Here is a 13,826-nt window from a genome sequence, read left to right on the forward strand (position 1 = left end):
AGGCATGCACTTGACCGCTGTAGGAGCAACTGTCTCGCTCAACTGCTAAAGCCAGCGCGATCCCTGTGGGAGCGGGCTTGCCCCGCGAACACGGGCGAAGCCCGTGCCACCCCGCGCGGCACAAGGCCGCTCCTACAGAAGCCATGCAACCCATGAGGCCGGCAAGCCGACCCCACCCTGCAACACCCGCTGTACCTGCGACAAAAACAACTACAAGGCGATACCCATGACTGATGTACAAAGCACCACGACCCTTCGTGCGGATTCGGCTGCCCCGGCTACGGCTTCGGGCTCGACCACCTGGAACCGCCACGACACCACCTGGGCCCTGGGCCTGTATGGCACCGCCATTGGTGCCGGCACCCTGTTCCTGCCGATCAACGCTGGCGTCGGCGGCTTCTGGCCGCTGCTGATCCTGGCGCTGCTGGCGTTCCCCATGACCTTCTTCGCCCACCGCGCGCTGACCCGCTTCGTGCTATCCGGGCGCAAGGGCGGCAGCGAAGACATCACCGAGGTGGTGGAAGAGCACTTCGGCGTTGGCGCCGGCAAGCTGATCACCCTCCTGTATTTCTTCGCCATCTTTCCGATCCTGCTGGTGTACAGCGTGGCGCTGACCAACACCCTCACCAGCTTCTTCGAACACCAGTTGCACCTGAACGCGCCGCCCCGTGCACTGCTGGCGCTGCTGCTGATCTGTGGCCTGATGATCATCGTGCGCTGCGGCCAGCAGCTCATCGTCAAGGCCATGAGCCTGCTGGTCTACCCCTTCGTCGCTTCGCTGCTGTTGCTGGCACTGAGCCTGATCCCCAACTGGAACGGTGCGTTCTTCGCCCAGGCCAATGAGGGCCTCAGCGCCTCGAACCTGATGCTCACCCTGTGGTTGGCGATCCCGGTGATGGTGTTCTCGTTCAACCACTCACCGATCATCTCGGCCTTTGCCGTCGACCAGAAACATCGCTACGGCGTTGACGCCGACCGCAAGAGCGGCCGCACCCTGGCCACTGCCCACGTGATGATGGTGCTGACGGTGATGTTCTTCTGCTTCAGTTGCGTGCTGGCCCTGAGCCCTGAGAACCTGGCTGAGGCCAAGGCGCAGAACATCTCGATCCTGTCGTACCTGGCCAACCACTTCCAGACCCCGGTGATCGCCTTCGTTGCGCCGCTGATCGCGCTGGTGGCGATCACCAAATCGTTCCTGGGCCACTACATCGGCGCCAGCGAAGGCTTCCAGGGCATGATCGTCAAGAGCCTGCGCGGGCGTGGCAAAACCTGGCCGGCCAAACGCCTGGAACGTGCCACGGCGCTGTTCATGGTGGTGACCTGCTGGGCGGTGGCCACACTCAACCCGAGCATCCTTGGCCTGATTGAAGGCCTGGGTGGCCCGGTGATCGCCTGCCTGCTGTTCCTGATGCCGATGTACGCAGTGCACAAGGTGCCGGCGCTGCGTCAGTACTCGGGCAAACTGTCGAATGTGTTCGTCGTGCTGATTGGCTTGATCACGCTGTCGGCGATCGTCTACAGCTTCGTCGCCTGATTTACCCTCGCCAGATGCAACAAGGCCGCTGTTCCTGCCGGGCAGCGGCCTTGTCGCATCTGGCGACGGCAGCGGGCTACTTGGTCTTGTGCTGCAGCGCCACGAAACTACGGCGCATGTCGCTGGCCCAGCCATCGAGTACCGGCTTGACGTCGGCCAGGGTGAGTTTCTGCGTGTCGTTTTCCAGCTCCTTGCCACTGCCTTTGCGCACCACCTGGGCCAGCACTTTCTGGCTGGCGCCATCGAGGAAGGCCGCCTCTACCGCGATGTCCACATCCTGGTCACGCCCACCGGCGGCGGTGTTGACCGCTGCTGCCACCAGGGCGATGGGGATGACTTCGTAGGGCTTGAGGCCTTCGTTGCTGGTGGCCACGGCGGTGATCGCCGGGCGCACCACGATGGTGTTAGGCCCAGGCTCCTTGACCAGCGTCAGCACACTGCCCAGCTCGCGGCGCATGGCTTCGTTGAAGTAGCGGGTGATCTCCTGCAGGGTCTGCGCCGAGATCACGTTGGTCGGTTGTGGTTTGGGGTAGAACTGGCTCGGCTCGATGAACACCTTGGTGTACTGGCTGGCTTTCAGGTTTGGGTCGACCCAGCGCATCACCGGCGCGCCAGAGACGCTTTCAGCCGGCTTCAGGCGGCTGTAGTCCTTGAGAAAGCCAGAGTAATCCTTAGGGTCGACGCGGTTGCTGGAGCAGGCAACCAGGGCAAGCAGGGCTGCGCACAACAGGGTGGTGCGAGGCAGTTGCATCATGATGGCGGTGTCCATGAGTGAATTGGCCAGAACAACGCTAGCAGGTGCTTGGCGGAAGGCCAGCATCCCGCTCGATTCTCATAGCCGTTTCGCACGTCCCCCCCCGAAGCAGCCGACTTTTCATTGAATACGGAAGCTGGAAAAGTATGCCCTTTACGGGTATGGTTTGGAGCGTTGGATATGGATGTCTATAAAAGAAGGGCGTTCGCTCGCTGGCAACTCAGCGAGAACCTCCCGGATTGTGTGCTGTGCAAGGCTGTCGAGGAAATGCAGTGCGGCCTGGTGGATGCCAGCCTCGGCGGGCTGCTGTTCAAAAAGCGCGTCGCCGGACACGGTGCCGGAAAGCGAGGTAGCTACCGCACGTTGCTGTCAGCCCGCATCGGCAGCCGCTATGTGTTTCTGCATGGCTTCAAAAAGAACGACCAGGTGAATGTAACGCCCGACGAGCAGAAAGCGTTGCAGTTCTCCGGCAAGGTATTCCTGGATTTATCACCGCAGGCGTTGGCCAAGGCCTTGGGCTGCGGTGTACTGATGGAGGTCCACTGTGACCAGCAAACTCATTGAATCATTGCGTGATGACCTGTGTGCCCTGGAGCGGGCGGGCGCGGTCGGCAAAGTCACGCTGCGGGATTTCGAAGCAATTTGCCCGGCGCCCGTGCGGGCATTCACCGCTCAAGACATCAAGCAATTGCGTGAAGCCCTCAATTTCAGCCAGCCGGTGTTCGCCCTGCACCTGCATACCAGCGCCTCCACGGTGCGCAAGTGGGAGCAGGGCGAAACACGTCCGGCGGGGCCTGCGTTGAAACTGCTCAATGTCATCGCTGACAAAGGCCTGCAAGCCATCCTTTGAGCAAAACCCGTCAGCCTAACGCCTCGCGCAGTCGGTACCACAACATCCCCAGTGCCAGCAGCGGCGAGCGCAATGCCTTGCCGCCGGGGAAGGTCAGGTGGGGCACCGAGCTGAACACGTCGAACCCGTAACTGGCCTGGGTGGCGATGGCCTCGGCCAGCAGTTTCGCCGTCCAGTGCGTAGTGTTCAGGCCGTGCCCGGAATAGCCCTGGGCATAGAACACATTGGGGTGCTGGCTGAGCCTGCCGACCTGCGGGAAGCGGTTGGCGGTGATGCCGATCATGCCGCCCCATTGGTAGTCCAGGCGCACATCGGCCAACTGCGGGAACACCTTGAGCACCTTGGGCCGCATGTAGGCGCCGATGTCCTTCGGGTCGCGTCCGGAGTAGTGGCAGGCGCCGCCGAACAGCAGCCGGTTGTCGGCAGTGAGGCGGTAATAGTCCAGGCCGACTTTCTGGTCGCACAGCGCCATGTTCTGCGGGATCAGCGCCCGGGCAACGTGCTCGGGCAGCGGTTCGCTGGCTACTACATAGCTGCCGGCAGGCAACACTTTGCCGCTCAGGCGCGGTTCCAGTTCGTCGAGGTGAGCGTTGCAGCCCAGCACCAGGCTCTGGGCGCGGACCTTGCCGCGCGCGGTGTGTAGGGTCACGGTGCTGCCATGTTCGATGCGCAGCACCGGGCTCTGCTCGAAGATCTTCACGCCCAGGCCATGGGCGGCGCGGGCTTCGCCCTGGACCAGGTCGAGCGGGTGCAGGTGGCCCGAGCCCATGTCCACCAGGCCACCGGCATACTGGTCGCTGGCGACGATCTCATGCATACGGTCGGCGCCAACCAGCCGGGTCTGGTGACGGTAGCCGAGCTCGGCAAGTTCGCGTTGCTCGTCTGCGAAGGCGGCGAACTGCGCCGGGGTGTTGGCCAGCTCGCAGAAGCCCCAGCGCAGGTCGCAGTCGATGCCGTACTGCTCGATACGCCGGGCCACCAGCGCGACTGAGTCGATGCCGGCCTGCTTGAGGTAGCGCACGCCGTCCTGGCCGACGTGCCGGGCAAAGCCCGAAACGTCATGGCCGATGCCGCGGATCAGCTGGCCGCCGTTGCGCCCGCTGGCGCCCCAGCCGATGCGCCGGGCCTCCAGCAGGATCACCGTGAGCCCGCGTTCGGCCAGCTCCAGGGCGGCGTTGACCCCGGTCAGGCCGCCGCCGATCACGCACACGTCGGCTTGCAGGTCCTGGTCGAGCACAGGGTAGGGGGCTGCCTTGCGCGCCGTGGCGGCGTAGTAGGAAGCGGTGTGTTCAGTCATGTGAGGCATGGGTGTGCTCGACTCAGCGGTTGGACTTGATCTTGCTCCAGGAGCGGGTCATCTGCCGCAGGATCGGCGGGCTGGGCATGGTTGAGACATACAGTTTGTCCAGCACCTCCTGGGGCGGGTAGATCTCGGGGTTGTTCACCAGCGCCGGGTCCATGTCGGCCTTGGCATCCGGGTTGGCGTTGGCATAGCCGACCGTGGCGCTGACCTTGGCGATCACCTTGGGGTCGAGCAGGTAGTTGATGAACGCCAGGGCTTGTTCGGGGTTCTTGGCATCCTTGGGGATGGCCAGCAGGTCGAACCACAGGTTGCTGCCTTCCTTGGGGATGCTGTAGGCGACCTTGACGCCGTTGCCGGCCTCCTCGGCACGGTGGGCGGCCTGGAACACATCGCCTGAGTAACCGAAGGCCACGCAGACATCGCCGTTGGCCAGGTCGGACACGTACTTGGAGGAGTGGAAGTAGGTGATATAGGGGCGCAGCTCCAGCAGGCGTGCCTCGGCCTTTTTATAGTCGTCGGCCTTCTCGCTGCGCGGGTTCATGCCCATGTAGTTGAGGATGGCCGGGAACAGTTCGTCGGGCGAATCCATGAACGCCACGCCGCATTGCTTGAGCTTCTTCAGGTTCTCTGGCTCGAACAGCACGGCCCAGGAGTCGATCCTGTCGATGCCCAGCACCGCCTTCACTTTATCGACGTTGTAGCCAATGCCGTTGGTGCCCCACAGGTAAGGCACGGCGTACTGGTTGCCCGGGTCGTTCTGTTCAAGCTGCTTGAGCAGTTTCGGGTCCAGGTGCTGCCAGTTCGGCAGCTTGCTGCGGTCCAGCGGCAGGAACGCGCCGGCCTGGGCCTGGCGGGCGAGGAAATGGTTGGACGGCACTACCACGTCGTAGCCGGTGCGCCCGGCCAGCAGCTTGCCTTCCAGGGTTTCGTTGGAGTCGAACACGTCATAGACCACCTTGATCCCGCTGCTGGCCTGAAAGTCCGCCAGGGTGGTATCACCGATGTAATCGGTCCAGTTGTACACGCTCACCGTCGGCTGGGCCTGGACGGCAGCGCCGAACAGCAGGGCAAAGGTTGCGGGGATCAGGGCTTGCGGATGACGCATGTCGACACCTCGTTGGTCTTGTTCTTCGAATTCGGTGGTGTAGGGGCTGCTGCGCAGCCCATCGCCGGCAAGCCGGCTCCCACAATGGAAACAAACGCAATCACTGTGGGAGCCGGCTTGCCGGCGAAAAGGGGCGCGCAGCGCCCCGGGGCGGATCACACGCTCAACAACAGGAACTCACGCTCCCACGAACTGATCACCCGCTTGAAGTTCTCGTGCTCGGCGCGCTTGACCGCCACGTAGCCCTGGACGAACTGCTGGCCCAGGTACTGCTGCACCACTTCACAATCTTCCATGTGCTGCAACGCGTCCTCGATGGTGATCGGCAGGCGCAGGTTGCGCCTTTCGTAAGCGCGGCCCTGCACCGGCGCACTCGGCTCGAGTTTTTCGACCATGCCGATATAGCCGCACAGCAGGCTCGCGGCGATGGCCAGGTACGGGTTGGCATCGGCACCCGGCAGGCGGTTTTCCACGCGCATCGCCTCAGGGCTGGAGGTTGGCACGCGCAGGCCGGCGGTACGGTTTTCTTCACCCCACTCGACATTCACCGGCGCCGAAGTGTCGGGCAGGAAGCGGCGGAACGAGTTGACGTTGGGCGCGAACATCGGCAGCAGCTTGGGGATGTATTTCTGCAGGCCGCCGATATGGTGCAGGAACAGCTCGCTCATGCTGCCGTCTTCGTTGGCGAAGATCGGCTTGCCGGTGGCGATGTCGACCACGCTCTGGTGCAGGTGCATGGCACTGCCCGGCTCGTCGGTGATCGGCTTGGCCATGAAGGTGGCGGTGACGTTGTGCTTGAGCGCCGCCTCGCGCATGGTGCGTTTGAACACGGTGATCTGGTCGGCCAGGTCCAGTGCGTCGCCATGGCGGAAGTTGATCTCCATCTGCGCCGGGCCGTCTTCGTGGATCAGTGTGTCCAGGTCCAGGCCTTGCAGTTCGCACCAGTCGTAGACGTCCTCGAACAGCGGGTCGAATTCGTTGGCGGCGTCGATGGAGAACGACTGCCGGCCACTTTCGGCGCGGCCCGAGCGGCCCAGCGGCACCTGCAGTGGCAGGTCCGGGTCTTCACAGCGCTGCGTGAGGTAGAACTCCATCTCTGGCGCGACGATTGGTTGCCAGCCCTTGTCGGCGTAAAGCTTGAGCACCTTTTTCAGCACGTTGCGCGGCGACAGCTCGATGGGGTTGCCCTGCTTGTCGAAGGTGTCGTGAATCACGATCGCGGTGGGTTCGATGGCCCACGGGATCTGGTACACCGCGGTGGGGTCGGGGCGGCAGACCATGTCGATGTCGGCTGCGTCGAGCAGGCTGTAGTAGATGTCATCGTCGACGTAGTCGCCGGTCACGGTCTGCAGCAGCACGCTCTCGGGCAGGCGCATGCCGCGCTCGTGGAGGAACTTGGCGGTGGGGGCGATCTTGCCGCGGGCGATGCCGGTCAGGTCGCTGATCACGCATTCGACTTCGGTGATCCGGTGTTCTTTCAGCCAGGTGGACAGCTGATCGAAGGGGGCGTTCATACAAACCTCTTGGTTGGGTAGTTGTGGTGGGAAGCATGGCGTTCATCGCGTAGGGCACTTCCCACAGGTGACGCTGAGGACTATCTTGGGCGCAGCCCCCTGGGCTGATCTATCCACTTTCTTCGTCAATGAATGCACCAAAAGAGTGCAACTAGGACAGCGCGTGACAACGCCAATCGCCTTGCAGGTTCAGGATTTCCGCACCACCGATGTGACCGAACAGACCCGCGTCACCCCCGGCTGGCAGCAGCAGTACCGGCAGATGTCCCCCGGGCATTTCAACGGCCAGTTGCGTTGGCTGGGGCTCGAGGGCGTGGAGGTTTACGAGGAGCGCCTGAACACCCGTGTCGAACAGTTCTTCCGTGCCCCCAGCGGCGCCCTGGCGTTCTGTTTCGACCGCAGCGAGAACAGCCTGTACCTGCTCAATGAAGACAGCCGCAACATCTGGATCACCCCAGAGAACTATCAGGAGGTGGCGGTGGTGTTCGAGCAGCCGTTCCTGGCCAGCCACGGGTTGGATGTGGAGCGCTTGCGCGGGCTGTTCATGGTGCCGCTGAGCTGTCAGCAGAATGCCTTGTTCGGCAACTGGCTGAGCGCCACCCTGACCCGCCTGGGCCAGGCCGATTGCCCGCTGGAGGGCAGGGCGCTGGCGGAGCAGTTGCTGGAGGACTGCCTGTTCATCCTCGACAACGCCGGGCAGCGTCTGCAAGGCGATGCCCTGGGTCGGCGCGACGAGGAACGGGCGATCATGCGCCGGGTCAGTGAATGGGCGGCCGATTGCCCCGACGAGACCCTCAACCTGGTGCAGTTGGCCAAGGTTGCCGGTGTTTCCGTGCGTCAGTTGCAGCAGGCGTTCAAGGGTTTTACCAACCTGCCGCCGGCGCACTGGTTGCGCCTGCGCCGCTTGAACGGGGCGCGGCGGGACCTTCTGGCGGGGGATGCGACCGTGGCCGAGGTGGCTATGCGCTGGTCGTTCTGGCACCTGGGGCGATTCTCCGAAAGCTATCGGCAGTTGTTCCGCGAATTGCCGAGCGAAACGCTAAAGCGCGCGCGCGGCGCCTAGCGCCTGGAGCTGTAGGAGCGGCTTTAGCCGCGAACACCGGCGAAGCCGGTGCCATGCACGGTGTCGTCTGCTTCGCGGCTAAAGCCGCTCCCACAGGGGCCGTGCATTGCCCAGGATTGCACAGTACCTGTGGGAGCGGCTTTAGCCGCGAAGATGACACCTCGGTGCCCGGCACGGGCTATGCCCGTGTTCGCGGGCGAACCGCCGCTCCCCCAGGGGGTACTGTCCTGTGCCGCAGCCAGATGATCTTCCACGACAGTAAAAACTGCTAGGGTGCCCACCGCAGCCCTTGTCCAGGTCAGGTATGGATACCGAACAAGCCCCACGCTTCACCTACCAGAAAGTCCACCGCTACCTCAGCCGCTGGCTCGATGCGCGAGCACCGGGGCAAGCGCACCGCTTGCCATCACTGCGCGAGGTCGCCCGGCAATTGCAGGTGTCGCTGTCCAGCTGCAAGCAAGGCTTCGCCCTGCTCGAGTCCCAGGGCCGCATCCAGGCGCGGCCCAAGGTCGGCTATTTCAGCGTCGTCCAGGCGTCCACGGTACCGCTGCCAGCCACGGCCAACCTGCTCGATCGGGTCTTCGCCAGCGCCCGGCAGCCGGGGATGCTGGCCTTGAGCAGCGATGCCCCGGCCATGCTGGGAGCCCTCGATGGCCCGCTGCTGTTGCTCGAGCGCGAGTTGCAGCGCCGCACACCAGCGGCTGAACTGCCGCCGTTCCAGCCGCTGGGCGAGCCGCAGCTGCGGGCGGCGCTGGCACGCGATTACAGCCAGGCCTCATCCGAGCCGTGGCAGGCCGACCAGGTGTTCATCGGCCCGGACCTGCGCAGCGTGTTCGATCTCGCCCTGCAAGCGTTGATCCCGGCAGGTTCTGTGGCGCTGGTGGAGTCGCCGTGCTCCTGGTTGATACTGGGCCGGCTGCGTGCGGCGGGCCTGCAGGTCATCGAGGCGCCGCTGGACGGGGAGGGCCGGATGGACCTCGATGCCGTGGCCCAGATGCTGGAGACCACGCCCGTGCGCGTGGCGGTGCTGTCATCCCGGGTCAACACCCCACAGGGCAACGCGATGCCGGCAGCCGACAAACGACGCCTGTGCGACTTGCTGGCCCGGCGTCGGGTATGGCTGTTCGAGAATGACAGCTACGGAGGCTTGTGCGCCGACCTTCCGGCGTACCGGGAACACGCCGACCCGCAGCGGCTGCTGGTGTTCGCCAGCTTCGACAAATGCATCGGCGCCGAGGCCCCATTCGCCTACCTGTTATGCCGCAGCGCGACGGCGCCCCTGGCCGAGGCGTTCTTCGCCCGTGGCTTTCGCCTGCCAACCTGTCGCCAGCGGGCCATCGCCGGGCTGTACGGCTCCGCACGCATCGACCGACAACGGACGTTACTGGGTCGACAACTTGCCGCCAGCGCGGCGCGCATGGCCGCGCTATTGAAGCAACATGCCGGTGACTGCCTGCAAGGCGCCATGCCCCAGGCCGGAGCCACATTCTGGCTGCGCGCCACGCGCCCGGTGGACATGGACGCGGTGTGCGAAAAACTGCTGGCCGAGGGCATTGTCATCGCCCCCGGCTCGCTGTTCAGCCAGGCCGGCCATTGGCGCGACCACCTGCGCCTGAGCGTTACCGTCGATTGGCGCCAGGATATCGAAGGCGCACTGGTGCGCCTGGCCCAGGCCGTTCGCCAGGCGCCTCAGCTGCCGTAGCAGTGCGCAAGCTCTGGGAATTCGCCCTGGCGCACTTCGTTGGCGTAGCGCGCGCAGGCCACCCGAATCACCGCAGCCAGGTCGGCGTACTGCTTGACGAAGCGCGGCTTGCGTGGTCCGCCCAGGCCCAGCAGGTCTTCGGTGACCAGGATCTGCCCGTCGCAGACGGGGGAGGCGCCGATGCCGATACAGGGCTGCGCGCTCTGTTCGCTAATCCGCCGTGCCAGCGGCTCGGCCACACCTTCGAGCAAAAGGCCAAAGGCGCCAGCGGCGAAGTTGGCGCGGGCGTCTTCGATGATCGTTGCTGCGCTGGTCTCGGTCAGCCCCTGGGCCTTGTAGCCGCCCATGACATTGACGAACTGCGGCATCAAGCCAACGTGGGCCATCACCGGGATCCCGCGTTCTACCAGGAACGCCACGGTCGGCGCCAGGGCAAGGTTGCTCTCCAGTTTCACCGCGTCGCACCCGGTCTCGGCCAGCACTTGGGCGCAGTTGCGAAAGGCCTGTTCAGGTGAGGCCTGATAGCTGCCAAAGGGCATGTCGGCGATCACGCAGGCGTGTTCGGTGCTGTTCATCACGGCGCGGGTGTGGCTGATGGTCTCCTCCAGGCGCATGGCCAGGGTGGAGCGGCGGCCGTAGGCGACCATGGCGGTTGAGTCGCCGACCAGGATGAAATCCACCAAGGGATCGATCAGGCGGGCGATAGGCGCGCTGTAGGCGGTCAGGGCGACGATCTTCTGTCGGCCTTTCAGGGCGGTCAGGTCGGGGATGGTCAAGCGGTGGGTGGGGATATGCGTGCTCATCGTTTACCTCCGGGGTGGTCGGGAGGTCATCGATTATTCACCCGATGCAGGCTGATTCAAGGCACAGGATCGGGCGATTTTGCAGCCCAGAAGGTATTCGCCGGCAAGGTCGGCCCCAAAAGGAGCCTGCCTTGCCGGCGAACAGCGCGGTCAGGTCAGTTGCGATCCAGCCACACGGTCTGGGCATTGGTGAACTCACGCACACCAAAGTGCGACAGCTCGCGGCCGAAACCACTCTTCTTCACGCCGCCGAAAGCCACACGGGGGTCGGAGGCGCAGTAGCCGTTGATGAACACGCCACCGGTGTCCAGCGCGCTGGTCATGCGCTCGGCCAGGGCGTAGTCGGCGGTGTAGATGGTCGCCGCCAGGCCAAAGTCGCTGTCGTTGGCCAGTTCCACCGCATGCTCGGCGTCACGGGCAGTGATGATTGCCGCTACCGGGCCGAACAGCTCCTGCTTGAACGCGGTCATGTCCGGGGTGACGTTGGCGAACACGGTCGGGGCGTAGAAGTTGGCCGCGCCTTCGACCTTGTGGCCGCCCAGCAGCAAGGTGGCGCCTTCGGCCAGCGTGGCCTGCACTTGGCCGTCGAGCTCGTCGCGCAGGTCATAGCGGGCCATCGGGCCGATGTAGGTTGCGTCGTCCAGCGGGTTGCCAACGGCCAGGGCACGGGTGGCCTCGACGAACTTGGCGGTGAATGCCTCGACGATGCTTTCTTCGACAATCAGGCGCTTGGCCGCGGCGCAGACCTGGCCGGTGTTCTGGTAGCGACCGATCACGGCAGCCTTCACGGCGGCGTCCAGGTCGGCGTCGGCCAGCACGATGAACGGGTCCGAGCCGCCCAGCTCCAGCACGCACTTCTTCAGCGCGGCACCGGCCTGTGCGCCGATGGCCATGCCGGCGCGTACGCTACCGGTGAGGGTGACGGCGGCGATGCGCGGGTCGTTGATGGCGCGGGTGACGCCCTCGGGGGTGACGTTGAGCACTTCGAACACGCCTTCCGGCAGGCCGGCGCGCTTGAACAGGTCGGCCAGCAGGTAGGCGCTGCCCATTACGTTGGGGGCGTGCTTGAGCACGTAGGTGTTGCCGGCCAGCAGGGCGGGCACGGCGCCACGCAGCACCTGCCAGATCGGGAAGTTCCACGGCATCACGGCGAGGATCGGGCCCAACGGGCGGTATTCGATACGGGCTTTCTCGATCTGCGTAGGCTCGGCGGCGAGCATGGCCGGGCCGTGTTCGGCGTACCACTGGCACAGGCCGACGCACTTGGCGACTTCGCCACGGGCCTGGCTGATCGGCTTGCCGATTTCGCGGGCGATCATCTGGGCGAAGGCTTCGGCGTTGGCCTGCAGGGCGTTGGCCAGGGCGATCAGGTATTCGCTGCGCTGACCCAGCGACACCTTGCGCCACTGGTTGTAGCCAACCTTGGCGCGTTGCAGCGCCGCTTCCAGTGCGGCGTCGGTGTCGAAGGCATAGTGGCCGATCTGCTCGCCGGTGTAGGGGTCGACGGAGATGGCGTGGGTCAGGCTGCTGATCTCGCTCATGGCAGGACTCTCATTGTTTTGAAGGGGTGAGCCCAGACTAGTGGTGGCGCGCTTTAATGAAAACTGAATAATAATGAGCGAAACATTCACGTTTGGAGAATGACCTGTGGACCTGGTGCAACTGGAGATCTTCAAGGCGGTGGCCGAGCACGGCAGCATCAGCGCTGCCGCCCAGCATATCCACCGGGTGCCGTCGAACCTGACCACCCGTATCAAGCAGCTCGAAGAAGACCTCGGCGTCGAACTGTTCATCCGCGAGAAGAGCCGCCTGCGCCTGTCGCCGGCCGGCTGGAACTTCCTCGAATACACCCGGCGCATCCTCGACCTGGTGCACGAAGCGCGGCTGACCGTGGCGGGGGAGGACCCGCAAGGCACCTTCGCCCTGGGCTCGCTGGAGAGTACCGCGGCGGTGCGCATCCCGGCGTTGCTGGCGGCCTACAACCAGCGCTATCCCAAGGTGGACCTCGACCTGTCCACCGGCCCGTCGGGGACCATGCTCGAAGGCGTGCTGTCCGGGCGCCTGGTGGCCGCCTTCGTCGATGGCCCGGTGCTGCACCCCACGCTGGAAGGCATGCCGGTGTTCGAGGAGGAGATGATGGTCATCGCACCGCTGCACCATGCGCCGGTCACCCGCGCTCGCGATGTCAACGGTGCGAGCATCTACGCGTTCCGCGCCAACTGCTCGTACCGCCATCATTTCGAGAGCTGGTTCGTTCACGACCAGGCCGTGCCGGGCAAGATCCACGAAATGGAGTCCTACCACGGCATGCTCGCCTGCGTCAGCGCAGGTGCAGGCCTGGCGATGATGCCGCGCAGCATGCTCGACAACATGCCCGGTTGCAGCACGGTCAGCGCCTGGCCGATGGCCGAGGACTTCCGTTACCTCAAGACCTGGCTGGTGTGGCGCCGGGGCACGGTGTCGCGCAGCCTGAGCATGTTCATCAAATTGCTCGAGGAGCGCCGGGCCGAGTCGCTGGCGGGTTGAGTGCATGCCTGTGCTGGCCTCATCGCCGCGGTTCGTCGCCACGACAAGCCGGCTCCCACATGTACTGCACGACATCTGTAGCAGCGGCGTTATACCTGTGGGAGCGGGCGCAGCCCATACCCAGACTAACGGTCTGAAACCTCGCGAACGCGCGCTGCAGCCAGGCATCAAAACTGTGTAGACCATCCCTCCAAGGGAGGAATGCACCATGCGTACTCATCACTACGGGCTTTGCGCGGCACTGCTGGTAACCCTGGCCATGCCCTGGACCTTGGCCGCCGCCGCCGACCTCAACGCCCCCATCGACCCACAAGCCGTGCACCTGCAGCCGCAGGAGCAGAACGGCATCCGCTACCTGCAGGGCGGCATTGGCCAGGATGAGGCCAACGCCTTGCGCCGTACTCCCGGCTACGACCTGCACATCACCCTGTCGACCGGTGCCGAAGGCAAGTTTCAGAGTGGCGCGGCGCTGGACATCCAGTCTGCCCAAGGCAAGTCGGTGCTGGCCTTGCAAGACGTCGGACCACTGATCTTCGTGCAGCTGCCACCTGGGCAATACCGTGTGACGGGCAATGCCGAAGGCCAGAGCGTGCAGCAGCAGGTCAATGTCGACGGCAAGTCGCCGGCACGGGTGGACCTGAACTGGCGCTGAGCAATCAAGAGTACCAATGT

Annotated in this window: 13 protein-coding genes; 7 read left to right on the forward strand and 6 right to left on the reverse strand. The window is 64.6% G+C overall.

Annotated features, from left to right (window positions below):
• The first annotated feature begins 226 nt into the window (after positions 1-226).
• Positions 227-1,534, forward strand: a complete 1,308-nt coding sequence (locus EJA05_RS12820; RefSeq protein WP_125858503.1) for a serine/threonine transporter — start codon at positions 227-229, stop codon at positions 1,532-1,534.
• A gap of 76 nt (positions 1,535-1,610) precedes the next feature.
• Here EJA05_RS12820 and EJA05_RS12825 read toward each other — a convergent pair whose 3' ends face one another.
• The gene (locus EJA05_RS12825) at positions 1,611-2,288 is read right to left on the reverse strand and encodes a DUF3313 domain-containing protein (RefSeq protein WP_125858504.1); all 678 of its coding nucleotides are present in this window, start codon (positions 2,286-2,288) and stop codon (positions 1,611-1,613) included.
• Between the two features lie 180 nt (positions 2,289-2,468).
• On the opposite strand from EJA05_RS12825, the gene EJA05_RS12830 reads away from it, so the two are divergent.
• Entirely contained in the window at positions 2,469-2,852 is a 384-nt protein-coding gene (locus EJA05_RS12830; protein ID WP_125858505.1) for a type II toxin-antitoxin system RelE/ParE family toxin, read from the forward strand.
• Positions 2,833-3,138, forward strand: coding sequence for a helix-turn-helix domain-containing protein (locus tag EJA05_RS12835; RefSeq protein WP_125858506.1), 306 nt, complete (start codon positions 2,833-2,835; stop codon positions 3,136-3,138). Before EJA05_RS12830 ends, EJA05_RS12835 begins: the two co-directional genes overlap by 20 nt.
• Before the next feature lie 10 nt (positions 3,139-3,148).
• Here the strand turns inward: EJA05_RS12835 and EJA05_RS12840 are convergent, their stop codons facing one another.
• The 3 genes from EJA05_RS12840 to EJA05_RS12850 all read right to left on the reverse strand — a co-directional run bounded on the left by EJA05_RS12840 (position 3,149) and on the right by EJA05_RS12850 (position 7,060).
• A complete protein-coding gene (locus tag EJA05_RS12840) occupies positions 3,149-4,444 on the reverse strand; it encodes an NAD(P)/FAD-dependent oxidoreductase (RefSeq protein ID WP_125858507.1) in 1,296 nt (431 codons plus the stop codon).
• A gap of 13 nt (positions 4,445-4,457) precedes the next feature.
• Complete coding sequence (locus EJA05_RS12845; RefSeq protein ID WP_125858508.1) at positions 4,458-5,546, reverse strand: polyamine ABC transporter substrate-binding protein; 1,089 nt, start codon at positions 5,544-5,546, stop codon at positions 4,458-4,460.
• Positions 5,547-5,701: 155 nt separating this feature from the next.
• On the reverse strand, positions 5,702-7,060 hold the full coding sequence (locus EJA05_RS12850; protein ID WP_125463961.1) for a glutamine synthetase family protein: 1,359 nt from the start codon (positions 7,058-7,060) through the stop codon (positions 5,702-5,704).
• 163 nt (positions 7,061-7,223) lie between these two features.
• On the opposite strand from EJA05_RS12850, the gene EJA05_RS12855 reads away from it, so the two are divergent.
• Together EJA05_RS12855 and EJA05_RS12865 are read left to right on the forward strand one after the other, a co-directional pair.
• Positions 7,224-8,123, forward strand: a complete 900-nt coding sequence (locus EJA05_RS12855) for a helix-turn-helix domain-containing protein (RefSeq protein WP_125858509.1) — start codon at positions 7,224-7,226, stop codon at positions 8,121-8,123.
• A 304-nt stretch (positions 8,124-8,427) separates the two neighbouring features.
• Positions 8,428-9,825, forward strand: coding sequence for an aminotransferase class I/II-fold pyridoxal phosphate-dependent enzyme (locus tag EJA05_RS12865; protein ID WP_125858511.1), 1,398 nt, complete (start codon positions 8,428-8,430; stop codon positions 9,823-9,825).
• On the opposite strand, the gene panB is transcribed toward EJA05_RS12865, so the two are convergent.
• Together panB and EJA05_RS12875 are read right to left on the reverse strand one after the other, a co-directional pair.
• A complete protein-coding gene (gene panB / locus EJA05_RS12870; protein WP_125858512.1) occupies positions 9,813-10,628 on the reverse strand; it encodes a 3-methyl-2-oxobutanoate hydroxymethyltransferase in 816 nt (271 codons plus the stop codon). The two genes, EJA05_RS12865 and panB, sit on opposite strands and share 13 nt — an antisense overlap.
• Before the next feature lie 155 nt (positions 10,629-10,783).
• Positions 10,784-12,169, reverse strand: a complete 1,386-nt coding sequence (locus EJA05_RS12875; RefSeq protein WP_125858513.1) for an aldehyde dehydrogenase family protein — start codon at positions 12,167-12,169, stop codon at positions 10,784-10,786.
• A gap of 106 nt (positions 12,170-12,275) precedes the next feature.
• Between EJA05_RS12875 and ptrR the strand changes: the two genes are divergently transcribed.
• Entirely contained in the window at positions 12,276-13,154 is an 879-nt protein-coding gene (gene ptrR, locus EJA05_RS12880) for a putrescine utilization regulator PtrR (RefSeq protein ID WP_125463967.1), read from the forward strand.
• Positions 13,155-13,362: 208 nt separating this feature from the next.
• A complete protein-coding gene (locus EJA05_RS12885) occupies positions 13,363-13,806 on the forward strand; it encodes a carboxypeptidase regulatory-like domain-containing protein (protein WP_125858514.1) in 444 nt (147 codons plus the stop codon).
• Positions 13,807-13,826 lie beyond the last annotated feature (20 nt).

The sequence above is a fragment of the Pseudomonas oryziphila genome (genome assembly GCF_003940825.1).
Classification (GTDB): Bacteria; Pseudomonadota; Gammaproteobacteria; order Pseudomonadales; family Pseudomonadaceae; genus Aquipseudomonas; species Aquipseudomonas sichuanensis.